The following is a 24198-nucleotide window of genomic DNA, read 5'->3' on the forward strand; positions in this document are numbered from 1 at the left end:
CATTAGTGATTGTTCATCAGATATTACGACGATATATTTTCGGTGCAGTTTGAATGATCATTAACGATAGGCATACTGCTCAATCGCACTAGCATTCTGCTCAATCGAACTAAGAGTATGCTGATCTAGCCATTAATCCCATCAAGAGATGCTTAAAAACTGCTTTTTATGACCAATAAATATACCCAAACAGATACTATTAATTAATCTGATTGGTATTACCCCCCTAATCAGGTACACTTTGTCACCTTAATTTTCATCATTTTAGTAGTAGTCATTGCAGCATAATGAAACACATTAGAAACTTCTCGATTATTGCCCATATCGACCATGGTAAATCAACTTTATCCGATCGCCTTATTCAGGTATGTGGCGGCTTAACTGACCGTGAAATGGCTGCACAGGTTTTAGATTCAATGGATCTAGAACGTGAGCGTGGCATTACGATTAAAGCCCAAAGTGTCACCCTAGATTACCATGCAAAAGATGGTAAAACTTATCTACTTAACTTCATTGATACACCTGGCCACGTAGACTTTTCTTATGAAGTTTCACGCTCTCTGGCTGCTTGTGAAGGTGCATTGTTAGTAGTTGATGCTGGTCAAGGCGTAGAAGCTCAGACATTAGCAAACTGCTATACCGCACTAGAGATGAATTTGGACGTTGTTCCAGTATTAAACAAAATTGACTTACCTCAGGCTGAACCTGACCGTGTCGCCGCTGAAATTGAAGATATTGTTGGTATTGCAGCCATCGATGCAGTGCGTTGCTCGGCAAAGACAGGGGTGGGTGTTGATTTAGTATTAGAAGAAATTATTGCCAAAATTCCACCTCCAGAGGGTGATGAGACTGCACCATTACAAGCGCTGATTGTCGACTCATGGTTTGATGCATATCAGGGTGTCGTGTCTTTAGTCCGTATTAAGAATGGCGTACTTAAGAAAGGTGACAAATTCAAAGTGATGTCCACAGGACAAAACTATAACGCCGATCGCATCGGGATTTTTACACCAAAAGAAAAAGACAAAACAGAGCTTCGTGCCGGTGAAGTGGGTTATGTGATTTCTGGTATTAAAGAAATTCATGGTGCGCCAGTGGGCGATACCTTGACCCATGCAAAAAATGGTGCAGATAAACCTTTACCTGGGTTTAAGCGCGTTAAGCCGCAGGTTTATGCCGGTGTATTCCCAATCTCTACCGATGAATATGAGAGCTTCCGCGATGCGTTGAATAAATTAAGTTTAAATGACGCATCACTGTTTTTTGAACCTGAAACATCCTCCGCGTTAGGTTTTGGTTTCCGTATCGGTTTCCTTGGTCTACTCCACATGGAGATTGTGCAGGAGCGCTTAGAGCGCGAATACGATCTCGATTTGATCACCACAGCTCCCACCGTAGTTTACGAAGTTATTATGAACAGTGGTGAAACTGTTTATGTTGATAATCCATCGGATTTACCTGCGCTGAACAACATCGAAGAAATTCGTGAACCGATTGTTGAAGCCAATATATTAGTGCCAAAAGAGTACTTAGGTAACGTGATTACCTTGTGTATTGAAAAGCGTGGTTCACAAACTAATATGGTATATCACGGTAATCAAGTGGCGGTTACTTATCACTTACCGATGGCTGAAGTGGTCATGGATTTCTTTGACCGTCTTAAGTCAACGAGTCGTGGTTATGCATCATTAGAGTATAACTTTATTCACTTTGAACCTGCGGACATGGTGCGATTAGATATTTTAATCAACAGCGATCGTGTTGATGCGTTAGCGATGATTATTCACCGCAGTAATATTCGTCATCGTGGTTTAGCTTTGGTTGATAAGATGAAAGAGCTGATCCCTCGACAAATGTTTGATATTGCGATTCAGGCTGCTGTTGGCAGTCAGATTATCGCTCGTTCAAGCATTAAAGCATTGCGTAAAGACGTTACCGCTAAGTGTTATGGCGGCGACGTATCGCGCAAGAAAAAACTGCTTAACAAGCAGAAAGAAGGTAAAAAGCGCATGAAGCAAGTCGGTAACGTTGAGGTGCCACAAGAGGCATTTTTAGCAGTTCTGAAGCTAAATAATTAATAATAATTAATTAAGTTAATGTGCAGAATAACGCCGCGTATTGCGGCGTTATCGTTATTTTCACGATATATTATGTAACACTCAACTGGGTGAATGTTTATACGTTTATCACCATACTTGATTGAGTTATTCTAAGCCTTGGCTCAAGCCATATGGATCCAACACACCCAGCAGGAGATAAATTAGTAATGGCAGCCTATTTTTCGCTTATTTTAGTGCTCGTAACCTTAGTCAGCGGTCTTATTTGGTTAATTGATGTGGTTTTTTTCGCGCCTAAACGCCGTGAAAATTTATTAGTTGCACATGCCAATTCGACGGAGTTGAGTGCCGATGCCATCGATAAAATCATTCGTGAACCTGTGCTAGTTGAAACTGCGCATTCTATTTTTCCGGTGATCGCGTTTGTGATGATTTTACGGTCATTTATTTATGAGCCATTTCAAATCCCATCGGGTTCTATGATGCCAACATTGTTGGTGGGGGATTTTATTCTGGTAGAGAAGTTTAGTTATGGGTTACGCGATCCAGTATGGCGCAGTAAACTCGTTGAAATTGGTGAGCCAGAACGCGGCGATGTTTTTGTCTTTAAATACCCAGAAAACCCAAAAATTGACTATATAAAGCGTGTAGTCGGATTGCCGGGTGACAAAATTATTTACCGTAATAAACAGTTAATGATCCAAGGTCCGTGTGACACAGGCATCGATTGCCTAGCACCAAGAGTCATTGCTCATACTGAAATTAATCGGGGTGAGTTTAGCCAGGATAATGTGCCGCTTATTCGGTTAAGTGAGCAATTAGGCGACGTTAAGCATGATATTTTGATGAACCCGTCACGTCCTGATTTTAGACAACACTTTTATCCTCAAGCTGGCCTTCCTGTGGGTGAGTTTTTGGTGCCAAAAGGCATGTATTTTGCGATGGGTGATAATCGCGATAACAGTACCGATAGTCGTTTTTGGGGCTTTGTACCGGAAGAAAATCTTGTCGGAAAAGCTGTCGCCATTTGGATTAGTTTTGAATTTGATAGTAAGCCGAGTGATTGGTTACCGACGTGGGTACCGACCGGCGTGCGTTTTGATAGAGTAGGTGGAATACATTGATGGAACCCATTAAAAATTTGCCGCGTTTGTGCCGTACTTTAGGTTATGAATTTAGTAATATTGAATTACTTATCCAAGCACTAACACATCGTAGCGCAGCAAATAAACATAATGAGCGTTTAGAGTTTTTAGGCGATTCGATTTTGTCGATAGCCATTTCAGATGCCTTGTATCATCAGTTTCCAAAGGCGACTGAAGGTGATTTAAGCCGCATGCGCGCCACCTTGGTTAAAGGTGACACGCTGACATTAATTGCCATAGAATTCAAACTGGGTGATTATTTGTATTTAGGCCCAGGTGAGCTCAAAAGTGGTGGCTTTAGACGCGAATCTATTTTAGCTGATGCAGTAGAAGCCATTATTGGTGCGGTCTACCTCGATGCTGATATTGAAGTTTGCCGTAAGCTATTACTATCATGGTATAAAGAGCGTTTAGCTGAGATAAAACCGGGTATTAATCAAAAAGATCCGAAGACAATTTTGCAAGAACACCTACAAGGTTTTAAAAAGCCATTACCTGATTACCAAGTTGTAGCGGTAGACGGTGAAGCTCATGACCAAACCTTTACGGTAGAATGTCGAATTAGTGAATTAGATAAAGTTGTCACTGGTGTGGCAAGTTCAAGAAGAAAAGCTGAGCAGCTTGCTGCAGCTCAGGTATTGGAGCTACTGAATAAATGATCAAGAAAACAGACTTGCCAGCAGGTGATAGCCAAGAACCTAGCTTAGATGAACTGCTGGCAAGGATGAACCAAGCAGCACCAATCGCCACGGCGAAATACGATGTGACCTATTGTGGCATGGTAGCCATTGTCGGTCGTCCTAATGTGGGAAAATCGACTCTTTTAAACAAGTTACTTGGCCAAAAAGTCAGTATCACGTCGAAAAAACCCCAAACGACTCGTCATCGTATTATGGGCATTCATACTAATGGCCCAAGTCAAATTGTATTTATTGATACCCCAGGCCTGCACATTGAAGAAAAACGCGCGATTAACCGCTTAATGAATCGTGCTGCTGCCAGTTCATTAGCCGATGTTGCTATGGTTATTTTTGTTGTGGATGGCATGACGTGGACTGCCGATGATGAGATGGTGTTACAAAAAATCCAACATCGTAATGATGATCGTAAAATCATCTTAGCCATTAATAAAGTTGATAATATTAAAGATAAAGAATCATTATTCCCTTATTTAACTGAATTGGCTAAAAAGTTTGATTTTGATGAGATTTTGCCAATATCAGCCACCAAAGGCACCAACGTGCAGCGCATTTTAGATATGGCACGAGAATCATTACCTGCAGCGCCATTTTACTTCCCTGAAGATTATGTGACTGATCGCTCGCAACGATTTATGGCATCAGAAATTGTCCGTGAAAAACTGATGCGTTTTCTAGGCGACGAACTGCCATATGATGCGACAGTAGAAATTGAACAGTTTAAAATGATGGAAAATGGTGTTTACCAAATCAACGCGTTGATTTTAGTTGAACGTGAAGGCCAAAAACGTATGGTCATTGGTAATAAAGGTGAGCGAATTCGGACTATTGCCACTCAAGCCCGACTCGACATGGAAAAATTATTTGATAATAAAGTGTTTCTTGAGGTATGGGTGAAAGTGAAATCTGGCTGGGCTGATGACGAACGCGCATTGAGAAGTCTAGGTTATGGCGAAGACTAAATCGTCTTTAGTATTTTTGATTATTTGCTTTTAGGCATGGCCACCATGAAACGTGGCTATGTGCTTCATCATCGTCAATTTCGAGAATCGAGCGTGATTGTTAATTTGCTGGTCGAGGGCGTTGGACGTGTCGATGCCATCACTCGAGTCGGTTCAGGTAAACGGTCGATTAAAAGTATTTTACAACCTTTTCAACCGCTAATAATCCAATTTAGTGCTCAATCGGAAGCCAGAAACCTAGGTTTAAAAACCATTACCCAAATTGAATCAGCAGCACCAGCTATACCTTTAAGTGGTAATAGTCTGTATTCTGGTTTTTATCTAAACGAGTTATTGGTTCGTCTATTATCGGTGGAACACCAAGCTGAAGGGTTATTTTTAGACTATCACCGTGCGTTACTGGCGTTAGCCAAACAGTTTTGCTCAAGTCACCTGCGTTATTTTGAAATGGCACTGTTATTAGAGCTAGGTGCATTGCCATCTCTTGCCCATGACACTCAAGGTGACTCATTAGATTGCCGTTGTCACTATCGGTTTATTGCACAAAGTGGTTTTATCCCTGTGGTAACAACCCAAGCGTCATCTTTTTCTCATGGCAAAGGCTGTTTATCTGGCTCAATGTTGCTAGCATTGGCATCGCAAGATTTACAACCTGAACAGTTTAATCAAGCCAAAGGGTTAATGCGGTATTTACTGACGCCATTGCTGGGTAATAAGCCACTATTAAGTAGGCAATTGTTCGCTAAGAAAGCCGATTAGTATAGAGAATTTCGTAAACTGAATACGCAAACCGAGCACGATCTCATTCGTGTCTAAACCTTGGTGAGCATATGTCGTTATTGTGTTATTTATTACCTTAAGGAGCTCGATGTGAGCGGAATACTGTTAGGCATTAACATCGATCATATCGCGACACTGCGTCAGGCTCGCGGTACTCACTACCCCGATCCGGTGCACGCCGCGGCAGTGGCAGAGCATGCTGGTGCAGATGGCATTACTATACATCTACGTGAGGACCGACGTCATATTCAAGATCGTGATGTGTATTTGTTAGCAAAAACATTGAAAACGCGAATGAACTTTGAGTTTGCTGTCACGGAAGAAATGATCGCCATTGCCTGTGATATAAAACCTGCTTACGCTTGTTTAGTGCCAGAGAAGCGTGCAGAGCTGACGACTGAAGGTGGTCTTGATGTTGCTGGTCAGTTAGAGAAGGTTAGTTTAGCCGTCATCCGTTTAGCCGCAGCAGGCATTAAAGTGTCATTGTTTATCGATGCTGATAAAAGCCAGATTGATGCCGCCGTTGCTTCTGGTGCACCCTATATCGAAATTCATACGGGTTGTTATGCAGATGCCAAAACCGATGCACAACAGGCTGTTGAATTAGCTCGTATCATCGAAATGGCAAAGTATGCCCATAGCCAAGGATTGGTCGTCAATGCCGGTCATGGTTTGCATTACCATAATGTTAAAGCGATTGCGGCAATACCAGAGCTTTATGAGCTTAATATTGGTCATGCTGTCATAGCAAGGGCGGCAATTGATGGCTTAGACACTGCCGTTAGAGACATGAAAGCATTGATGCAAGCTGGGCGTAGAGGCGAGTAATGGCCATTGTGGGAATTGGGACTGATATTGTTGAGATAGAGCGCATTCGCGAGCAACAAACTCGCTTGGGTGACAAACTGGCCAAAAGGGTGTTAACGCAAGCTGAGTTAGCTGTGTATTGCGCTTCTACATTACCGGAGCGTTACCTTGCTAAGCGTTTTGCTGCTAAAGAAGCTGCTGCCAAAGCCTTAGGTACTGGGATTGGACGTGGCGTATCATTCCAGCATATTCACACCAGCAATGATGAATATGGTGCACCTTTGGTGACCTTCACTGAGGGGGCTGCCAAAAGGTTAGCTTTGTTAGGTGGTGTAAAAGGTCACTTGTCTATTGCTGATGAAAAACATTATGCCATCGCAACCGTCATTTTAGAGTCAGCTGATTAGCGCCATCGGCTGACTAACTATCGTTAACAATGAACCGCCTAGAAATTAACCATTCCCATAGCTGCCATCCGCAGTAATCTTAGTCAATCTTCAGCCCTAAATCTTCAGTGTTAAATCTTCAGTCTCAAATCTTCAGGGATAAATCTAAGCCTGCATCAAGGTTAAGCGACAAATGTTTTATGATGTTATTTACTCAGTAAATAAGCTAAATTAACATTAGTATCGAATAGGGACATTTATATGAGCTTGGATATTCGTGATAATCATAAAGATATGGAGCAATGATGAAATCGGCAGTAGAACAACTTTCAACTTATAAAAGTGTGCACTTAAACCCACAAAATATAAAGACGCATTTTGTTGGTGTGCCGATGATTGTTTGGTCGGCATTTCTAATGCTGGGGACACTTCGCTTTGCATGGCAAGATTATCAAGTCAGTCTAGCGATGATATTAGCTGTGGTGGTGTTGTGCTACTACATGGCGCTTCACATGCGCTTAGCACTTGGTCTAGTCTTGTTTATTTTGCCGGTGTTATATACCACCGAGCAGGTTGTTCATACTTCACACCCATTTATGATTGCCATGGGTATTTTTGTGATCGGTTGGATTATTCAGTTCATTGGCCATAAGTTTGAAAAAGCTAAGCCTGCTTTTATGGATGATCTCAATCAACTACTGATAGGACCATTTTTCTTGATGGCAGAATTGTATTTTATGCTAGGTTTGGAAAAAGAGTTAGCCGCCGAAATAACCCCAATAGCACATGAAAAACGCCGTGCGTTGGAGGCTAAACGTCATCGTTAGCGATGAGGCATTAACCGCAATAAAAAAGGCGCATGCTGCGCCTTTTTTATAAGTGATAACCTATTCGTTATCATCAATGAGCTGTAAATTACTCGGTAACACTCTGACTGTTTTAATCATATTATCCGCAACATCGATGACATCTATTTGATAATCAACTATGCGTAAACTAGTATTTGCTACTGGGATCTCTTCGAGGAATTCAATAATCAGACCGTTTAAGGTTTTGGGACCATCAATCGGCAAGTTCCATTTCATTTCTTTATTAAGATCACGAATGTTAATCGTGGCATCAATGATGAAACTACCATCTTGCTGGATATTAATGTCTTCACTGGCAGTGCTAAGCATCGAGGTTGTAAAGTCACCGACAATCTCTTCCAGAATATCTTCCAAGGTTACTAAACCCTGAATATCACCGTATTCATCGACAACAAGCCCAATGCGTTCTTTATTTTGTTGGAAATTAGTCAATTGTACGTTTAGTGGTGTGCCTTCAGGAATAAAGTACAATTCTTTGACCGCACGTAATAATGATGACTTGCTGAATTGTTCTTTTGATTGCAAGCGCAATGCATCACGTAAATGAATAAATCCTACAGCATCATCAATATTGTCTCGATACACCAGTACTCTGGTGTGCGGACTTTGCACCACTTGCTTATTAATCAACTTAAAATCGTCATTGACGTTAATGGCATAAATATCTGAGCGTGAAATCATAATGTCTTCGACAGTGACTTTTTCTAAATCTAAAATCGACAGTAACATTTCTTGGTGACGCTGTGGGATGAGCGCGCCGGCCTCATGCACAACGGTGCGCAGTTCTTCTTGGCTTAATGCATCATTTGTTTTGACGGTTTTTATACCCATCAAACGTAAAAATATCGTAGTAATTAGGTTGATTGCCTTCACTAATGGTGACAGCAAGATTAATAACCAACCTAATAGAATGCTCGAGGGGAATGCAATACGTTCAGGGTGCAAAGCGGCAAATGTTTTTGGTGTCACTTCAGCAAACACCAGTATCACAAGGGTCAATACACCGGTTGCAATCGCAACGCCCATATCGCCAAATAAACGCATTCCAATAATCGTTGCTATTGCCGATGCCAGAATATTAACCAGGTTATTACCGATGAGAATGAGCCCGATGAGTCGGTCAGGGCGATCAAGCATTTTTAACGCACGAATCGCGCCTTTGTGTCCATTAGCCGCAAGGTGTCGTAAGCGGTAACGGTTGAGGCTCATCATTGCAGTTTCCGAGCCGGAAAAGTATGCAGACATTACGATTAAAACCAAAAGGAATATAAGGAGTGCGCTGGTAGATATAGCGTCCAAAAAAGGGGCCCCATGAAGTGGTGTGAAATTGACCAACAGGCCGAATTGTCATTAATTTAACGGCCATTATTTATTATTGGCCGTTAGTGTCAAGTTATCTTGTTAATCTATCAATACAATAGAATAAGTTAATGAACTTATAAACGGTTAAAATTAGTTTAATATCAACTCTTTAACAATTCTCGCACCAAAATAAGCCAGTGAAAGTAAGCTAGCGCCAGAGAGACTATATATCACTGCGGTACGGATTCTACAGCCAACAGTATATTGTTGCCACAACATAATCGCGTAAACGATCCAAGCGATCATGGATAATATGGCCTTATGCCCTTTACCGTCGCCAAACATATCGTCTAAAAATATAAACCCAGTCACGAGTGACAAGCTCAATAAAATAAATCCAATAATGATGAGATGGTAAAGCTGTTTTTCTACCGTCATTAATGGCGGCATTGCAGGGCTCATCATCATCTGCTTTTTCTTAAGTTTATTTTGGATTAACCACAGTTGAATGGCGTACATTGCCGCTATCATCAAAGCACTGTAAGCCATGAGTGATAAAATAATATGAGCCAGAATTTCAGGGTGCAAATCAAAATGAATAATATATTGCGGTGGTAGTAACCATAAAAGCGCTACCGATAAAATTGAGCAGGCGTAAACAACGGGTACAACAATGATGACTTTAAGTTTCGGCATCGTAATGGTAAACGTTAATGCAATAATCCAGTTAACCAATGAAATCACATTGGTTAAACTAAAATTTTGTCCATCGACGGTAAAAATTGCATTTGAAAGTGCAAAACCATGCATGATAACGGCAATACCAGAAGCCACCATGACAGCTTTACGATTCGGCCCTTTTACGTGAAAAAGTCGGCTCGTCACTAAAACTAACGCTAAGCAGTAAAAAAGCATAGCTGCCGCTGAAAAAATAACCATTTAGAATCAACCTATCATAGTAGTTAATGCTGAAAAACTGCGCCCTGATGGTTGAACAATACTACCAAAGCATCACATTTTCATTATTTGTATTAGATTAACATGATCATGGCCTAATATGGCAGTGACCTAAGACGCAAAATTTAACAGTTTCCTGCCTTTAGGGGCAATTAATTTACGTAAAGTTGATTAGTGTTTAAGTTCTTCGTGTTGCAAGTATCGTAATTTAGAGTGGCTTGGGTATAATGGGCTCAATTATTGATATGCTTAAAGAGCCGCCAATGTTTGAAAATTTATCTGACAGACTGTCAAGCACACTAAAAAACATTAGTGGCCGTGGTCGCTTAACAGAAGACAACATTAAAGAAACCCTGCGTGAAGTGCGTATGGCGCTACTTGAGGCGGATGTCGCTTTGCCTGTTGTTAGGGATTTTGTTAACAGCGTAAAAGAACGCGCTGTAGGACAAGAGGTGTCAAAAAGCTTAAGCCCAGGGCAAGCTTTTATAAAAATTGTTCAAAACGAACTTGAAAAAGCCATGGGTGAGTCGAATGAAGCCCTCGACTTAGCGGCAATACCACCGGCTGTGATCATGATGGCGGGTCTTCAAGGCGCGGGTAAAACAACGTCGGTTGCCAAATTAGGTAAGTTTTTACGCACACGTCATAAGAAATCTGTACTTGTGGTGAGTGCTGACGTTTATCGTCCAGCGGCGATTAAACAGCTTGAAACATTAGCCGCAGAGGTTGAAGTTGAGTTCTTTCCGTCTGATGTTAGCCAAAAACCCGTTGATATTGCTAAAGCAGCAATAAGCTATGCAAAATTAAAATTCATTGATGTGGTGATTGTCGATACAGCGGGTCGTCTGCATGTTGATGAAGCCATGATGGATGAGATCAAACAGCTGCATGCCACTGTCAATCCTGTTGAGACGTTATTCGTCGTTGATGCGATGACGGGGCAAGACGCGGCTAATACGGCTAAAGTATTCAATGAAACGTTGCCTTTAACGGGTGTCATCTTGACCAAAGTTGATGGCGACGCTCGTGGTGGTGCTGCATTATCTATTCGCAGTATCACGGGTAAGCCGATTAAATTTCTAGGTGTCGGTGAAAAAACCGATGAATTAGAACCTTTCCATCCTGACCGAATTGCTTCACGCATTTTAGGTATGGGTGATGTACTGTCTTTAATTGAAGAAGTTGAACGTGGCGTCGATAAAGACAAAGCGATGAAATTGGCTTCAAAAGTGAAATCAGGTGGCAGTTTCGACTTAGAAGATTTTCGTGAGCAATTACAGCAAATGAAAAACATGGGCGGAATGATGAACATGATTGAGAAGCTTCCTGGTGTGGGGCAATTACCACCAGAGGCATTGGCTCAAGTTCAAGACGGTAAGATGACTGGACAAATGGAAGCCATCATTAATTCGATGACATTTAAAGAACGTAAAAATCCAGATTTGATTAAAGGATCTCGTAAACGTAGAATCGCCTTAGGTTCTGGGACTCAAATTCAAGATGTAAACCGCTTGTTGAAGCAATTTACCCAAATGCAGAAAATGATGAAAAAAATGTCTGCAAAAGGTGGAATGAAGAAGATGATGCGCGGAATGAGCGGAATGTTACCTCCAGGAATGAAGTTACCTGGTCGATAATATCAGCATCTTTCAAGTACAAAATTAGTTAATCTTAAATTCAATCAGTAGGTTAGGTTATGCTGTTGACTTTATTGCAACAAAACTGGTGAGTTAAAAAACATCAGATTTGGTTGCATTAGTTCAAAAGTCAGGTAAAATCTTCCCGCTTTCTTTCTGGAACTCTTCGCGAACACGGAGTTCCAGTTTTTATTTTTGCTTCTAGCAAATCATTAGAGGAATAAAACGCATGGTCACCATTCGTTTGGCTCGTGGCGGCGCAAAAAAGCGTCCATTTTATAATATCGTTGTTGCTGATAGCCGCAATGCTCGTGACGGTCGTTTCATCGAACGTGTAGGTTTCTTCAATCCATTGGCTCGTGGCCAAGAAGAAACGTTACGTTTAGATCTTGATCGTGTTGAGCACTGGGTTGCTACTGGCGCTGCAACATCTGAGCGTGTTGCAAAACTGATTAAAGACGCGCGTAAAGCTACTGCTTAATCGCGTATAAGGTATAGATAGATGAGTAGTAACCAAGAACTCGTTGTACTGGGTAAATTAGGCTCCAGTCATGGTATTAAAGGTTGGCTAAAAATCACTTCCTATACCGATTCTGTTGAAGGTATTTTCGATTATTCGCCTTGGCTAATAAAAGAACAAGGCGTTTGGCGTGAAGTTAAGGTCGCTCAGTGGCGTTTTCAAGGTAAAGCTGTTGTGGCTGAACTTGAAGGTGTCGCTACCAGAGAAGATGCGCAAATGCTCACGAATTGTGAAATTGCGATCAACCCTGAGCAAATGAAAGAACTCGATGATAGTGAATTCTATCATCGTGATCTTATTGGCTGCGAAGTGACCAATATAAACGGCTATAACATGGGTATTGTTGAGCAGATCGTGGAAACAGGATCAAACGACGTATTACTGGTTAAAGCTAATGCCAAAGATGCCTTCGGCAAAGCGGAACGTATGATCCCCTTTGTCCCTGAGCAGTTCATCAAACAGGTGGATCTGCAAGGGAAACAGATTTTAGTGGATTGGGATCCTGACTTCTAAGTCGAGGTACAACATATGTGGTTAGGGGTAATCACCCTGTTTCCAGAGATGTTTCGTGCTGTTACAGACTTTGGGGTCACGGGTCGAGCCGTGAAAAACGGCCTGCTTGAGTTGCAAACGTGGAATCCTCGAGATTTCACCCATGATAGACATAATACTGTGGATGACCGACCTTATGGTGGTGGACCTGGTATGTTGATGATGGTGCAGCCCTTGCGTGATGCTATCCATGCAGCTAAAGCAGCTGCAGGTGATAGGGCAAAAGTGATTTATCTGTCTCCTCAGGGACGCAAGCTGGATCAACAAGGCGTCACTGAGTTAGCTAAATCAGAACGTTTGATTTTAGTGTGTGGTCGATACGAAGGTGTTGATGAGCGCATTATTCAAACAGAAGTAGATGAAGAATGGTCAATCGGTGATTACGTACTTTCGGGTGGTGAATTACCGGCAATGACGTTAATCGATTCAGTGGCTCGTTTAGTACCCGGTGTACTAGGTAAGCAAGCGTCAGCAGAGCAAGATTCTTTCTCTGATGGTTTACTGGATTGCCCTCATTATACTCGCCCTGAACTATTGGATGGTCTTGACGTACCTGCAGTGCTATTAAGCGGTGACCACGAAAAAATTAGACTTTGGCGTCTACAACAAAGTATCGGAAGAACTTTTTTGAGGCGACCAGAATTATTTGAAAATCTAGCTCTGACTGACGAACAAACGACTTTATTAGCGCAGTTCGTGAATGAAACGGACAAGTCCGCATAGTCAATGCTCAGTTAATACTAGGATGGAGTAATTATGAACAACATCATTAAAATGCTCAACGATGAGCAAATGAAAACAGATGTACCTGAATTTGGTGCTGGTGATACAGTAGTGGTTCAAGTACGTGTAAGCGAAGGTGAGAAAGATCGTCTTCAAGCTTTTGAAGGTGTGGTAATCGCTAAGCGTAACCGTGGTTTGCATTCTGCATTCACAGTACGTAAAACCTCTAATGGCACAGGTGTTGAGCGTGCTTTCCAGACGCACAGCCCATTAATTGCTAGCATCGAAGTTAAGCGTCGCGGACGTGTACGTCGTGCGAAACTGTACTATTTACGTGAGCGTTCAGGTAAGTCTGCACGTATCCGTGAAAAATTGGCAACTAAAAAATAGTTACCGATACAGAATAAAGATGCAGTGTTCGCACAACAACCCGCCGAAAGGCGGGTTTTTGTTTGTGGCGCTTTTAAAAATGTAAAATCGAGAAAGCGAAAAAAGCGCCAGGAGCGGAAAATAAACTAGGCTACAGCTTAGTGCTTAAATAATTTGATTAATATATCAGTGATTAAGTGATTATTTACGCTTTGGCTAAATAAGCCTTGATCTCATTCATTGCTACAGGCATAGTTGCATCTAAGGTGTAATGGTGTAGCGTTACAAAGGTACGATTTGAACGATCCAATACCTAAAAAATAAATCTATTAGTGACCTTTGGTCAGTCGTCAAAAGAGAGTGATAAGTATGCAACAAGATACCATTAATAATGTGCACATTAGTTCAGAGCAAGTGCTAGTGACTCCTGCAGAGTTAAAGCAAGAACTTCCATTATCAACTCATGCTTATCAATATATTCTTAACGCGCGTAAGCAAGTGTCGGATATTGTTCACAAACGTGATAATCGTGTGCTTGTGGTGACAGGCCCTTGTTCTATTCACGATATTGCAGCGGCAAAAGAGTATGCATTAAAACTTAAAAAGTTACATGATGAACTCAGCGATGACTTTTACATCTTAATGCGAGTGTATTTTGAGAAACCGCGCACAACCGTTGGTTGGAAAGGGTTAATCAATGATCCTGATATGGATGAGTCATTCGATGTGGAAAAAGGACTCAGAATGGCCCGTGAGCTTATGATTTGGCTTGCAGAATTAGAGTTACCTATTGCGACCGAAGCACTTGATCCCATCAGTCCACAGTATTTATCTGAGTTGATTACGTGGTCTGCGATTGGCGCCAGAACCACAGAATCGCAAACTCACCGTGAAATGGCTTCAGGTCTGTCTATGCCTGTTGGTTTTAAAAATGGTACCGATGGTAAGTTAGAAGTGGCGATAAATGCACTTAAATCAGCCGCCAGTAGCCATCGCTTTATGGGGATTAATCAAGACGGTCAAGTTGCGTTACTGCAAACCGCCGGTAATCCTGACGGTCACATTATTTTACGTGGTGGCTTAACCCCTAATTATGATGCTGACAGTGTTGCTGTGAGCGAAGCTCAAATTCATAAAGCTAATCTCAGTGCGCGTTTAGTTGTTGATTGTAGCCATGGCAATTCATCAAAAGATCATCAACGTCAAAAAAACGTTTGTGAAGATGTATTTAACCAAATTGAAGCAGGTAATAAATCGATTATCGGTGTTATGCTGGAAAGTAACCTAAATGCTGGTAATCAAAGTGCAGACAAACCCCTTGCTGAACTTAAGTATGGTGTTTCTGTGACTGACGCATGCATTGACTGGGAAACTACTGAAATCATTTTAAAACAAGGCGCTAGCCAGTTGTCTGCAGTATTACCAACGCGTTTTGAGACGCTGCAGGTTGTCAACGGTTAATGGATAAACACATGAACGAAAAAACCACAGCAGGCTTAGAACATCTTCGTGATTTAATTGATGGCGTTGATCAACAATTACTGCATTTATTACGTAAACGCCTCGATTTAGTGGCACAGGTTGGTGCGGTAAAGCACTCGGCAGGTGTGCCCATCTATGCGCCACAGCGCGAAGCATCGATGTTAGCGAAACGTCGAGATGAAGCGCAAAGCATGAATATCTCGCCTCAATTAATCGAAGATATACTGCGTCGACTTATGCGTGAATCTTACCTAAATGAGAAAGATGTGGGGTTTAAGCAGATTAAGCAAGATCTTGGCCATGTAGTGGTGGTGGGTGGGCAGGGCAAACTTGGGCAGTTATTCAGCCAAATGTTAGTTCTCTCCGATTATGAAGTGAAATGTATTGATAAAAATGATTGGCAAGATTCCGCCGCTATTTTTGATGGTGCTGGACTGGTCATTGTTACCGTACCTATTAATGTGACCTGCGAGGTGATCCGCGACAAGTTAACCCAATTGCCTGAAAATTGTATTCTGGCTGATCTCACTTCTATTAAAGAAGCCCCTTTAGCGGCAATGTTAGCCGCCCATAGCGGCCCTGTAGTGGGTTTGCATCCTATGTTTGGCCCCGATGTTGGTAGTCTGGCCAAACAGGTGGTGGTAGTGTGCCATGGCCGTCATCAAGATGCATATCAATGGTTGCTACAACAGATTGAGATTTGGGGTGCCCGTATTGTCGAAGCTGAAGCTGAACGTCATGATAAAGCCATGCAACTTGTGCAAGCTATGCGTCACTTTTCAACATTTGTATATGGCGTAAACCTGTGTAAAGAAGAAGCTGATATTGATAATTTATTACAGTTTAGCTCCCCTATTTATCGTTTAGAGTTAGCCATGGTTGGGCGTTTATTTGCTCAAGATCCCGAGCTTTATGCCGATATTATTTTTGCGCAACCTGGTAGCCAACACGCGATAAGTGATTATCTCGACAATTATCGTGATGCATTAATTATGTTACAAACTGGTAATAGGCAAGCCTTTGTGGAGCAATTCCAACGTGTCGCTGCATGGTTTGGTGATTTTGCGCCGCAGTTCCAACATGAAAGTCGCACCATGTTGCAATCGGTTAATGATATGAAAAGTAGTTAACCTCTGCTCGGGTTATAAACGCTTATCAAACAGCATTTTGCTCCGCTATTAACGCGTTAATGTGTCTTGTTAGTAGAACAAATAGCATGTTTGATATTGCCGACTTTAAAGAGACTCATTTTTATTAATTTAACCCATCTTTTATCCTAAATTGAGGTAAGTTAGGCTTAAATGAAGTATTATTAATGGGTGTAAATATTGCGAAATAATGACACAAAGCTTATGTTTAGCTACACGATAGCGTGAATAACGTCGTGTTAGATAGGTAATCTTAGTTACCTTTGGAGGATACCCCATGTCGATGATGCCATCGAATATGCTACCTATTCAACAGGTTGAAGATAATTCCTTAGGGCATTGTCTTTATGGTTTAATGAGTGCTTTTCCATTATTTTTTGTACCCGTATTATTGAGTCTTTGGCTTAATTTGATCCAGAAAAACGTTAATCCAGATTCCGTGCTGGGCAGCCATCTGCGTTGGCAACGCATGAGTATTATTGGTTTATGCCCATTTTTTATTGCGGGTTATTGGATCAGTCCATTATGGCTGAGTTTACCCATGTATATACTGGGTGTTAGCTGGTTTAGTTATCGTATTTTTAAAGGCTGGATTAGCCTTAATGATGGTATTGCTGTTTAAGCAAAGATGATGTGGACAAAAAATGCCGAGATAATATCTCGGCATTTTATTTTGTTGATTTAACCTCAACTTAGGGTAAGAGATGGGCTAAAGCGATAAAAAGGGTTTATTCAAGTTGGCAATATCAAATTTGTCCGTTGTTTTGATCGGCGCTTATTATCCCGAACTGAGGTTGATTTAATCTGTCTGGTATAAGTCATGGATCAGATCAGCATGGGACAATTGGTCTTGATGCAAAATGATAATGCCATCGCCTTTTAGCTGCTTAACGGCAATGGCATGAGTACTGATCAGTGCAGGGTTACTGCTAAAACTAGTATTAACGATAACAGGTAAATGACTGCGAGATTTCACTTCAACCAGTCCAGCTAAATCGAGGCTTAACTGCTCAGGGTGAGTGAAACTACGTACGCCTGACTCACACAAGCCTAGTTGTTGATTACCGTGGCTAAGGACAGTGTCAGCTGCTTGTAACCAATCATTGACACTCGCCATGGTGTTTCGTTCTAATATTACCGGTAAATTGACTGAACCTATTAAGGTTAGCATGTCTGGGTTATACATTTGTTTACCGCTTAAGATCAGCATGTCTGCTAATTGACTCGCAATAATAAATTCTTGTTCTTGATCTATCTGCATTATGCACAATAGACCAGCTTGCTTAATGACCTTTGCATGTTGTTTTAACTGTGGTTCATTGAGTTGTTGTTTCAAATCATTTAATACAATGGCTTGAAAACCTGATTCCTTGATGTTCTTAGCTTGGGTTGCCAGCTCGGTATTATCAATCGGTAAGTTGATTTGGTGCAATGCGCTAAATTGTCCAGCACCTATTTGTAAATGTTGGCAGAACAACTGAGTATCTTGTGATTTATAGTTGCGTGAATGTTTTGCTTGGCTGCTTGGCAAAGGTTTGAGCGGCTCTTGTTTTGAACTACCAGGTTCAATCAACAACTGAGCTTGCGATAATTGTGTCGGCTTAACGGTTTCACATGGATAGCAGCCTAATACTTTGATAAAACGGGTAAGGCGTTCTAGCTCTTTAATCGCTTGTTGTACCTCAGTAGTGGCTAAATTGCCATCGATATCGAGGTAAAACATTTCTTCCCATGGCGTACCAGGGATCGGGCGAGATTCTAATTTACTCATATTTAAATTATGTGCTTTCAGTACCAGTAACGCTTCCACTAGTGCTCCAGGTTTTTGTCCTGTCGCCATAATCAAGGTCGTTTTTGCCGGTAGCTGAGAGGGAACCGCTGAGGCTTTTCTGGCGACGACGATAAAACGACTTTGGTTAATTTTTTGGTTTGCCAAACCTTGTTCAATTGCAATCAGCTGGTATAAGGCTCCGCCTTCAGCACTGCCTATGGCCGCCACAGTATTGCTGTCCGCCTCGATAACTTTAGTCATGGCTTCAGCACTACTAGAACAATATTCGAGTTTAATATGGGGATGCTGGCTTAAGTAACGACTGCATTGGCTGATCGGCTGCGGATGAGCGTAAATAGTCTTGATATCAGTTAGTTTGCTGTCTGGCTTAGTGAGCAAGCAATGACTCACTTCTATTGTGGTTTCGCCCACAATCGATAGCGTTGTATGTTGCAGTACGTCATACACTTCATTGATAGATCCTGAAGAGGTATTTTCGATCGGCAAAAAACCATAATCGGCATGACCAGATTCGACGGCATTAACAATGTCATCAAAACTTTGGCAACCAAAATCAAGCATTTCTACTTGGCGGCGAGAGCAGTAACGGCTGGCCGCTAAGAAAGAATAAGACCCTCGCGCACCTAAGTAAGCAACGGTATATTGCTGCTTTTGAGTGTCAGGATTTGCTCTGCCGTGAAGATAAGTTTGTTGAAATAAAACTGAGTCTTCAATAATGCTTTGATAAAGGGAGATGACAAAGTGAGCATCGAGACCTTGTTCACGTCCTTGTTGCACTAGTCGCTCAAGCAGTTCTTTTTCTCGTTGCGTGTCTCGTATCGGTCTAACATCAATTTCTTTACTGCGTGCAACATTTAAGCTCAATTGGCGGCGTTTAGATAACAGCTCTAACAGCGCTTTATCAAGAACAGTGATCTGTTCGCGAGTTTGACTTAACTCTGGTGGTTTTTGCATATTGACCTCAATGTAACGCTACAAACTGACATATTGGAAGATACGGCAGTGTTAATAAGACAAAAAAGCCTCCCAGTTGGGAGGCTTTAGAATTTTCATTTTCGTTTTTACACAGAAAATCCGCCTCCGAAGGTGGGCTGAATAAAAAAGAAAATAAAAAGACTGAGTATTTGTTTGTTCATGGATTAAAAATAAAGCTCCGACAGACGACTGTCAATGTAAATTTATTCATCAAGGTATTAAGTATCTGATTATAGACAAAAGAAAGCGCACCCGAAGGTGCGCTGGTGAAAGATAAATAATATCAAGCGGCGTTTTCCTCCTTATAGACATACTCAAATTCGCTTTCTGTGTCATTTGGTAATGATACATTACGTTGAGCCTGGGGTTTATGGGTCAGGCGATTTAGCTGTTTTTCCAGCTTTTGTCCCATTGCAGTAATCGCTGCGTATAGGTTTTCTCTTTTTGCCTGGGCGAATAACTCTCCACTAGGTAATCCAACTGATGCCTCTATTTTAAACAACTGCTTTTCTTGGGTGATAATAACGTGCGGGTTAATTAAATGAATATCATGTCGACTTAATTTTTCTAATCGTCCTTCGATACGTTCGCGGATAAGGGCAGTGACTTCAAGTTGTTTGCTAGTGATTTTCAGCATATTTCGAACCTTCTTGTTGTTTGCTTAACTCCAGATTACCAAGATTAACCATGTGAATTGTGATCTATGTCACACTTTTGCCGACTGTAACGTTCGAGTGATGCATATTTGATCGCTTAGACATTTTGGACAAAAAAGACCTAAAATATGCTTGTAATGCTGTGTATATAGGCTCATATTTGAATGGATAAGTTAACACTTAATTAGTCTTCAAAGTCATTGTTACTATTTTGGTAACGACAGTACAAGGGTTAAGTCTGGCCTATTGCTGTTCACAACTGCACTAGATACACATTCTAAGTGGTATTTTTCCGCCATGACAAAAAGGTCTCTGAATTTTTTTTCATTCCTCTTTTCACTGTGTTCTTTCTCGGTAACCCCCCCTATATTTGTCCAGTCGTTAGTCAGATAAAGAAACAAAATCATCATTATGTCTATTAGTTTGTAAACTACTTGCTTTGTTTATTACTGATGAGTTTATAATTTGCCAGCAAAACAATAGTATTAAGCAGGTTATTAGTGAGTATAGAACAACAAAAAATAAAGGTATGGGATTTTCCTACACGCTTTTTTCATTGGGCAATGGTACTTTTACTCGGTGGCTTATGGTGGACAGCTGACGTGGGTGAGATGCAATGGCATCAAGTATTGGCTTATGTATTAATGGGCTTAATCGGATTTAGATTGATTTGGGGACTTGTTGGGAGTGAAACTTCTCAATTTAGACATTTTGTTGTCTTGCCTAAGCAAGTTATCAGCTACGTAAAAGCTCAACCAAAACCTTCGACACTGGGCCATAATCCATTAGGTGGTTATATGGTGGTCGTGTTGCTAAGCATTCTTGTGCTGCAATTAACCACAGGGCTATTTGCCACCGATGAAATCTTTACCGAAGGTCCATTGATGTATCTTGTGTCGTCTGATATTGCAGGGTGGTTAACATGGCTACATAAAACCAATTTTAATCTTATTCTAGCTTTGGCTGCGCTGCATATCATTGCCGTGATAGTGCATGTTTTTAAGGGCGACAATATACTTAAAGCCATGTTCAGTGGTTATAAACAAATCAACAAGCAGGTAACGTCACCAACATTACGCTCACCTTGGATGGCATTAGTGATTGTATTCGTTATCTTTGCATGTATTTGGTGGCTATTACTCGAACCTGTGGTCAGTTACTTATAAGTTCAGCTTTATTACCAGCCAATAAAACGCCCATATACATGGGCGTTAATCATTTTACTATTGAACTGAGTTGTGGTTACTCAAGCTAAACTTACCAATCAAATGAGTGACAGGCTAACTTAGCGCCTTGTCACGTTAGTCTTTTTTGTAGACATCGTGACACCCTTTACAGCTTTTGCCTGTGTTAGTAAACGCTTGTTTAATGTTGTTTTCATCAGTTGTTTTAGCTGCAACGGCTAAAGCCGCGGCATTATCTTGAAATGCTGTCATTTTGCTATCAAAATCGGCCTTATCTTGCCAAATTTTTGCTAGCGCTTCAGTATCGCCTTTATCAGAACCGGCAATAAAACCTTCATGAGGTATTTTAGACAGTGCTGCAACATTATCAGCACGAGCACTAAATACAGCTGCATCAAAAGGCTTTTTACCTTTTAGCATCGCACCCATATCACCAAAGTTATAAGCAATTAAGCCAAAAGCCGCTTGGCGATATTCAATGGCATCTGCAGTTTCTTCGAAATTGTTGGCAAACACTGCGGGGATCATCATTGCGGTTACTGCAACGGTTAGTAATATTTTTTTCATCGTTATCCTTCACTTTTTTGTGGATGGTACCGGTTCCATTAGCACTAAATACCCACTTAGTTATGCTAAATCTTATGCAACTGTGCTAATACTAAATGTTAGCTAAATTTTTAACACTAAGTTATGAGGGTATTTATCCTATTCTACACAATTTTATTATCACTTTGTGATATGTTTTATCAACAGCTTACAACAGCTCTATTCATTTTTTATGACACGTTGATCGGGAGTAGTTTTGCACATCGGCGTTATTCCTTGGTACAATTGTAATGTCTGGGCATTACTAAAAAGAGAAAAATAATGCGTGCCAATTGGAATTTAGTGGTAGAAAAAATATTAACCCATGCAAACGAAGATGATTTGTCTGTGTTGTTTCATTTATTATTAACTGAAGAAGAGCGGAGTGCGGTGTCTGGGCGTTTGCAGGTGTTTCAAACGTTATTAGCAGGGGAGTTGAGCCAGAGACAAATTGCTGCAGATCATCAAGTGAGTATTGCAACGATTACACGGTGTTCAAATTATTTAAAAAATATGCCGACAAATCAAAAAAACTTAGTCAAAAAATTGATTCTGGATTAGCTAAGATGCAAAGTCATAATCCTACCGCAATACCTTGCTAGTGACGATAATGCTAGAGCATCTTTAAGGTCCAGCTCAATAAACATGGTTAATACTGTAGTGTTTAAAAAAATGGGCTACGGCTCAACAAGAGATATGCATACCCCTTTGAGCCTATCGTATGCTGCGAACTACCAATCCAACACCAATCGACTTTAGTTACCCATAGTTGAGCTTAAGTCGCGAGTGATTAATTTATCAGGTGCTAATACCTTTGTTTTACCAAGCGACGCTATTTTCAAAGCGTCATCACAGTAACCGGTTATTGGCTAATGCCTCGCGGTAATCGGTGATGACGATAACTTAAACGACTTAAGAATAGGTATCCGCCATAGGTGGTTAAACACAAGGCAAAAAGTGTGCTGGAATTTTTTGGGTAGAAATTATAAAGACTCGCGGCTATCAATACATAAATAAATGGCAGTAATCCATAGAGTGTTTCAGGCATAAATCCTGATTTTCGCTTACGTTTAGGATCCGTGCGGCGATTTTTTGATCGTAAAGTATAGATATACGCGCCATATAAGTACACCACCACAGAAGCGATCAGTACATAATTGGGCTCAAGCAGGAAAATACTTACGCAGCCTATAATCATGTAAGTGAAAGGCAGCGATTCGTATAGCGGTTTAATTAACATAAGCACTCCGTCGCTATGTATTAATTCTTATATAGAGGTCAATTAATAAGGATTATGCTGCCTCTGTTGTCCCTAACGGCAGCATAATAAATCTTACTAGTTGATATGATTTATGCTCAGACTATAACCTAAACAAAAAGGCACTGCCTAGTAACTAGGCAGTGCCTTACAACGTTTCAATCTTTCTACTGACAAATAGACATTAAATATGGGACGTACAACTTGGTTGTCTATTTATCCGACGATGAGTTAACTACAGCCACAGCCGCCATTGCCATCACAGCCAGGTTTTTCTTCACCGCATGATTCATGGGCATCATCGTGTCCATGGCTACCACATCCGCCTTCAGCATGGATATGTCCATGAGATAGCTCATCTGCAGTGGCTTCTCTTACAGCGAGAACTTCAACACTAAAGTTAAGTGATTGGCCCGCTAGAGGGTGATTACCATCAACAACAATGACATCGTCTTTTACTTCAGTCACTTGAACCGGGCGTTGACCCATTTCAGTTTCAGCGATAAAACGCATACCTGGAACGATATCTTCGACATCACCAAATGCACTGACAGGAACTTCTTGCTTTAAGCTAGGATGATATTCGCCATAAGCTTGTTCCGCAGGGATCTTCGCCTCAATGCTTTCACCAGCAGTTTTACCTTCTAAAACTGATTCAAGTCCAGGAATTAAATTTTCAGTTCCATGTAAGTAAACCATTGGCTCACTTTCAAATGAACTTTCAACTAATAAACCTTGCTCATCAGATAAACGGTAATGAATAGTGACCGCCGCATGTTTTGTAATTTTCATATCGCCTCCAATTGTAATGTGATCATGATAGCGTATTTTGCTATCAGGCTGCGATGGATAACATCAGTTTTTGCTTATTGAATCACAGCTTTTTTTATTTTGTATTGTGCTGCATGTTTTATGGTACTGATGTTGAAATTAACTCATCTTAATTGTGGTACAAGTTGATAAGACTTTTAAATCATCTTGGTAACACATTTATCGGCAATACCTTAACTGTTACATGTTATTCAACCATCTGTATTTATTGTGCTTTATTGATTTTCGCGCCTTGATTGACGTTGACGTTAACGTTAGTTGTTGATAGAGGTAATGGTTATTGATACTCAATTCTCATTTTAAATCTGTTGAATATTCAAAAATCAACTCAAGTTCTAAAATAACTGGTAAATAAAGCGTAAGGAGGGGTTGACAACCTTAGGTAAAAAAAGCAATTCTGTTAGCTGAAGTGGATCAGCTATTTAATCGGATTAAATAATATCGGCCGTTAACATTTAATAAAACAAAGAGAATCATCAAATGTTTACCCTCATGCTTGTTGTAATTACTACCATTACAACCA

General features: G+C 40.9%; 25 protein-coding genes and 1 other annotated feature. Of the genes, 18 read left to right on the top strand and 7 right to left on the bottom strand.

The genetic code is table 11. The features are described 5' to 3' along the window. Window positions 1-287 precede the first annotated feature (287 nt). The 8 genes from lepA to AAEZ00_RS05870 all read left to right on the top strand — a co-directional run bounded on the left by lepA (window position 288) and on the right by AAEZ00_RS05870 (window position 7662). Window positions 288-2078: a translation elongation factor 4 gene (gene lepA, locus AAEZ00_RS05835; protein ID WP_101034534.1), complete on the top strand. Its 1791-nt coding sequence runs from the start codon at window positions 288-290 to the stop codon at window positions 2076-2078. A 188-nt stretch (window positions 2079-2266) separates the two neighbouring features. After that, window positions 2267-3181 carry a signal peptidase I gene (lepB, locus tag AAEZ00_RS05840; RefSeq protein ID WP_351088452.1) on the top strand — a complete coding sequence of 305 codons (915 nt, stop codon included), beginning with the start codon at window positions 2267-2269 and terminating at the stop codon, window positions 3179-3181. Further along, a complete protein-coding gene (rnc, locus tag AAEZ00_RS05845) occupies window positions 3181-3861 on the top strand; it encodes a ribonuclease III (RefSeq protein WP_124012235.1) in 681 nt (226 codons plus the stop codon). The genes lepB and rnc overlap by 1 nt, the downstream gene beginning before the upstream one ends. After that, window positions 3858-4862 carry a GTPase Era gene (era, locus tag AAEZ00_RS05850; RefSeq protein ID WP_351075957.1) on the top strand — a complete coding sequence of 335 codons (1005 nt, stop codon included), beginning with the start codon at window positions 3858-3860 and terminating at the stop codon, window positions 4860-4862. The genes rnc and era overlap by 4 nt, the downstream gene beginning before the upstream one ends. A 45-nt stretch (window positions 4863-4907) precedes the next feature. Continuing rightward, on the top strand, window positions 4908-5621 hold the full coding sequence (recO, locus tag AAEZ00_RS05855) for a DNA repair protein RecO (protein ID WP_164839450.1): 714 nt from the start codon (window positions 4908-4910) through the stop codon (window positions 5619-5621). Window positions 5622-5732: 111 nt separating this feature from the next. After that, window positions 5733-6470 (top strand): pyridoxine 5'-phosphate synthase, encoded by a 738-nt coding sequence (gene pdxJ / locus AAEZ00_RS05860; RefSeq protein WP_101034537.1) that lies wholly within the window; start codon window positions 5733-5735, stop codon window positions 6468-6470. Then, on the top strand, window positions 6470-6856 hold the full coding sequence (acpS, locus tag AAEZ00_RS05865) for a holo-ACP synthase (RefSeq protein WP_124012232.1): 387 nt from the start codon (window positions 6470-6472) through the stop codon (window positions 6854-6856). The genes pdxJ and acpS overlap by 1 nt, the downstream gene beginning before the upstream one ends. Window positions 6857-7140: 284 nt before the next feature. Beyond that, a complete protein-coding gene (locus AAEZ00_RS05870) occupies window positions 7141-7662 on the top strand; it encodes an Mpo1 family 2-hydroxy fatty acid dioxygenase (RefSeq protein ID WP_124012663.1) in 522 nt (173 codons plus the stop codon). A gap of 60 nt (window positions 7663-7722) precedes the next feature. Here AAEZ00_RS05870 and AAEZ00_RS05875 read toward each other — a convergent pair whose 3' ends face one another. Next, entirely contained in the window at window positions 7723-9003 is a 1281-nt protein-coding gene (locus tag AAEZ00_RS05875) for an HlyC/CorC family transporter (RefSeq protein ID WP_101034540.1), read from the bottom strand. Window positions 9004-9156: 153 nt separating this feature from the next. Beyond that, window positions 9157-9945: a cytochrome C assembly family protein gene (locus tag AAEZ00_RS05880; protein ID WP_101034541.1), complete on the bottom strand. Its 789-nt coding sequence runs from the start codon at window positions 9943-9945 to the stop codon at window positions 9157-9159. Between the two features lie 281 nt (window positions 9946-10226). Between AAEZ00_RS05880 and ffh the strand changes: the two genes are divergently transcribed. The 8 genes from ffh to AAEZ00_RS05920 all read left to right on the top strand — a co-directional run bounded on the left by ffh (window position 10227) and on the right by AAEZ00_RS05920 (window position 17016). Beyond that, window positions 10227-11600 carry a signal recognition particle protein gene (gene ffh / locus AAEZ00_RS05885; protein ID WP_124012231.1) on the top strand — a complete coding sequence of 458 codons (1374 nt, stop codon included), beginning with the start codon at window positions 10227-10229 and terminating at the stop codon, window positions 11598-11600. 229 nt (window positions 11601-11829) lie between these two features. Further along, window positions 11830-12081 carry a 30S ribosomal protein S16 gene (rpsP, locus tag AAEZ00_RS05890; protein ID WP_101034542.1) on the top strand — a complete coding sequence of 84 codons (252 nt, stop codon included), beginning with the start codon at window positions 11830-11832 and terminating at the stop codon, window positions 12079-12081. Window positions 12082-12102: 21 nt separating this feature from the next. Next, window positions 12103-12633 carry a ribosome maturation factor RimM gene (gene rimM, locus AAEZ00_RS05895; RefSeq protein WP_101034543.1) on the top strand — a complete coding sequence of 177 codons (531 nt, stop codon included), beginning with the start codon at window positions 12103-12105 and terminating at the stop codon, window positions 12631-12633. Window positions 12634-12648: 15 nt separating this feature from the next. Then, complete coding sequence (gene trmD / locus AAEZ00_RS05900; RefSeq protein ID WP_101034544.1) at window positions 12649-13395, top strand: tRNA (guanosine(37)-N1)-methyltransferase TrmD; 747 nt, start codon at window positions 12649-12651, stop codon at window positions 13393-13395. A 33-nt stretch (window positions 13396-13428) separates the two neighbouring features. Continuing rightward, window positions 13429-13785: a 50S ribosomal protein L19 gene (gene rplS, locus AAEZ00_RS05905; protein ID WP_101034545.1), complete on the top strand. Its 357-nt coding sequence runs from the start codon at window positions 13429-13431 to the stop codon at window positions 13783-13785. Between the two features lie 348 nt (window positions 13786-14133). Continuing rightward, complete coding sequence (locus AAEZ00_RS05910) at window positions 14134-15225, top strand: 3-deoxy-7-phosphoheptulonate synthase (RefSeq protein WP_101034546.1); 1092 nt, start codon at window positions 14134-14136, stop codon at window positions 15223-15225. A gap of 11 nt (window positions 15226-15236) precedes the next feature. Beyond that, window positions 15237-16376 (top strand): bifunctional chorismate mutase/prephenate dehydrogenase, encoded by a 1140-nt coding sequence (gene tyrA / locus AAEZ00_RS05915; protein ID WP_351088437.1) that lies wholly within the window; start codon window positions 15237-15239, stop codon window positions 16374-16376. Window positions 16377-16671: 295 nt separating this feature from the next. Continuing rightward, entirely contained in the window at window positions 16672-17016 is a 345-nt protein-coding gene (locus tag AAEZ00_RS05920; RefSeq protein WP_101034548.1) for a hypothetical protein, read from the top strand. Window positions 17017-17193: 177 nt separating this feature from the next. Here the strand turns inward: AAEZ00_RS05920 and AAEZ00_RS05925 are convergent, their stop codons facing one another. After that, window positions 17194-19140: a chorismate mutase gene (locus AAEZ00_RS05925; RefSeq protein WP_351088438.1), complete on the bottom strand. Its 1947-nt coding sequence runs from the start codon at window positions 19138-19140 to the stop codon at window positions 17194-17196. A 58-nt stretch (window positions 19141-19198) separates the two neighbouring features. Next, window positions 19199-19320, bottom strand: a sequence feature (Phe leader region). A gap of 124 nt (window positions 19321-19444) precedes the next feature. Next, on the bottom strand, window positions 19445-19798 hold the full coding sequence (hpf, locus tag AAEZ00_RS05930) for a ribosome hibernation-promoting factor, HPF/YfiA family (RefSeq protein WP_101034550.1): 354 nt from the start codon (window positions 19796-19798) through the stop codon (window positions 19445-19447). Window positions 19799-20317: 519 nt separating this feature from the next. Here hpf and AAEZ00_RS05935 point away from each other — a divergent pair. After that, window positions 20318-20983 carry a cytochrome b/b6 domain-containing protein gene (locus AAEZ00_RS05935; protein WP_124012228.1) on the top strand — a complete coding sequence of 222 codons (666 nt, stop codon included), beginning with the start codon at window positions 20318-20320 and terminating at the stop codon, window positions 20981-20983. A 135-nt stretch (window positions 20984-21118) separates the two neighbouring features. On the opposite strand, the gene AAEZ00_RS05940 is transcribed toward AAEZ00_RS05935, so the two are convergent. Continuing rightward, entirely contained in the window at window positions 21119-21568 is a 450-nt protein-coding gene (locus AAEZ00_RS05940; RefSeq protein ID WP_124012227.1) for a c-type cytochrome, read from the bottom strand. 300 nt (window positions 21569-21868) lie between these two features. Between AAEZ00_RS05940 and trpR the strand changes: the two genes are divergently transcribed. Then, the gene (trpR, locus tag AAEZ00_RS05945; RefSeq protein WP_101034553.1) at window positions 21869-22147 is read left to right on the top strand and encodes a trp operon repressor; all 279 of its coding nucleotides are present in this window, start codon (window positions 21869-21871) and stop codon (window positions 22145-22147) included. Between the two features lie 301 nt (window positions 22148-22448). Here trpR and AAEZ00_RS05950 read toward each other — a convergent pair whose 3' ends face one another. Both AAEZ00_RS05950 and slyD read right to left on the bottom strand, forming a co-directional pair. Continuing rightward, on the bottom strand, window positions 22449-22826 hold the full coding sequence (locus tag AAEZ00_RS05950; protein ID WP_101034554.1) for a hypothetical protein: 378 nt from the start codon (window positions 22824-22826) through the stop codon (window positions 22449-22451). Between the two features lie 249 nt (window positions 22827-23075). Next, entirely contained in the window at window positions 23076-23636 is a 561-nt protein-coding gene (gene slyD, locus AAEZ00_RS05955) for a peptidylprolyl isomerase (protein WP_124012226.1), read from the bottom strand. Window positions 23637-24198: the final 562 nt, after the last annotated feature.

Origin of the sequence: Shewanella sp. S1-49-MNA-CIBAN-0167 (assembly GCF_040310145.1) — a bacterium.
GTDB lineage: Bacteria > Pseudomonadota > Gammaproteobacteria > Enterobacterales > Shewanellaceae > Shewanella > Shewanella psychromarinicola.

Excerpts from the sequence above, each read along its gene's own strand:
- lepA (WP_101034534.1), top strand. The coding sequence starts at position 288 with ATGAAACACATTAGAAACTTCTCGATTATTGCCCATATCGACCATGGT.
- lepB (WP_351088452.1), top strand. The coding sequence starts at position 2,267 with ATGGCAGCCTATTTTTCGCTTATTTTAGTGCTCGTAACCTTAGTCAGC.
- rnc (WP_124012235.1), top strand. The coding sequence starts at position 3,181 with ATGGAACCCATTAAAAATTTGCCGCGTTTGTGCCGTACTTTAGGTTAT.
- era (WP_351075957.1), top strand. The coding sequence starts at position 3,858 with ATGATCAAGAAAACAGACTTGCCAGCAGGTGATAGCCAAGAACCTAGC.
- recO (WP_164839450.1), top strand. The coding sequence starts at position 4,908 with ATGAAACGTGGCTATGTGCTTCATCATCGTCAATTTCGAGAATCGAGC.
- acpS (WP_124012232.1), top strand. The coding sequence starts at position 6,470 with ATGGCCATTGTGGGAATTGGGACTGATATTGTTGAGATAGAGCGCATT.
- AAEZ00_RS05870 (WP_124012663.1), top strand. The coding sequence starts at position 7,141 with ATGAAATCGGCAGTAGAACAACTTTCAACTTATAAAAGTGTGCACTTA.
- AAEZ00_RS05880 (WP_101034541.1), bottom strand. The coding sequence starts at position 9,945 with ATGGTTATTTTTTCAGCGGCAGCTATGCTTTTTTACTGCTTAGCGTTA.
- ffh (WP_124012231.1), top strand. The coding sequence starts at position 10,227 with ATGTTTGAAAATTTATCTGACAGACTGTCAAGCACACTAAAAAACATT.
- rpsP (WP_101034542.1), top strand. The coding sequence starts at position 11,830 with ATGGTCACCATTCGTTTGGCTCGTGGCGGCGCAAAAAAGCGTCCATTT.
- rimM (WP_101034543.1), top strand. The coding sequence starts at position 12,103 with ATGAGTAGTAACCAAGAACTCGTTGTACTGGGTAAATTAGGCTCCAGT.
- trmD (WP_101034544.1), top strand. The coding sequence starts at position 12,649 with ATGTGGTTAGGGGTAATCACCCTGTTTCCAGAGATGTTTCGTGCTGTT.
- rplS (WP_101034545.1), top strand. The coding sequence starts at position 13,429 with ATGAACAACATCATTAAAATGCTCAACGATGAGCAAATGAAAACAGAT.
- AAEZ00_RS05910 (WP_101034546.1), top strand. The coding sequence starts at position 14,134 with ATGCAACAAGATACCATTAATAATGTGCACATTAGTTCAGAGCAAGTG.
- tyrA (WP_351088437.1), top strand. The coding sequence starts at position 15,237 with ATGAACGAAAAAACCACAGCAGGCTTAGAACATCTTCGTGATTTAATT.
- AAEZ00_RS05920 (WP_101034548.1), top strand. The coding sequence starts at position 16,672 with ATGTCGATGATGCCATCGAATATGCTACCTATTCAACAGGTTGAAGAT.
- AAEZ00_RS05925 (WP_351088438.1), bottom strand. The coding sequence starts at position 19,140 with ATGCAAAAACCACCAGAGTTAAGTCAAACTCGCGAACAGATCACTGTT.
- hpf (WP_101034550.1), bottom strand. The coding sequence starts at position 19,798 with ATGCTGAAAATCACTAGCAAACAACTTGAAGTCACTGCCCTTATCCGC.
- AAEZ00_RS05940 (WP_124012227.1), bottom strand. The coding sequence starts at position 21,568 with ATGAAAAAAATATTACTAACCGTTGCAGTAACCGCAATGATGATCCCC.
- trpR (WP_101034553.1), top strand. The coding sequence starts at position 21,869 with ATGCGTGCCAATTGGAATTTAGTGGTAGAAAAAATATTAACCCATGCA.
- AAEZ00_RS05950 (WP_101034554.1), bottom strand. The coding sequence starts at position 22,826 with ATGTTAATTAAACCGCTATACGAATCGCTGCCTTTCACTTACATGATT.
- slyD (WP_124012226.1), bottom strand. The coding sequence starts at position 23,636 with ATGAAAATTACAAAACATGCGGCGGTCACTATTCATTACCGTTTATCT.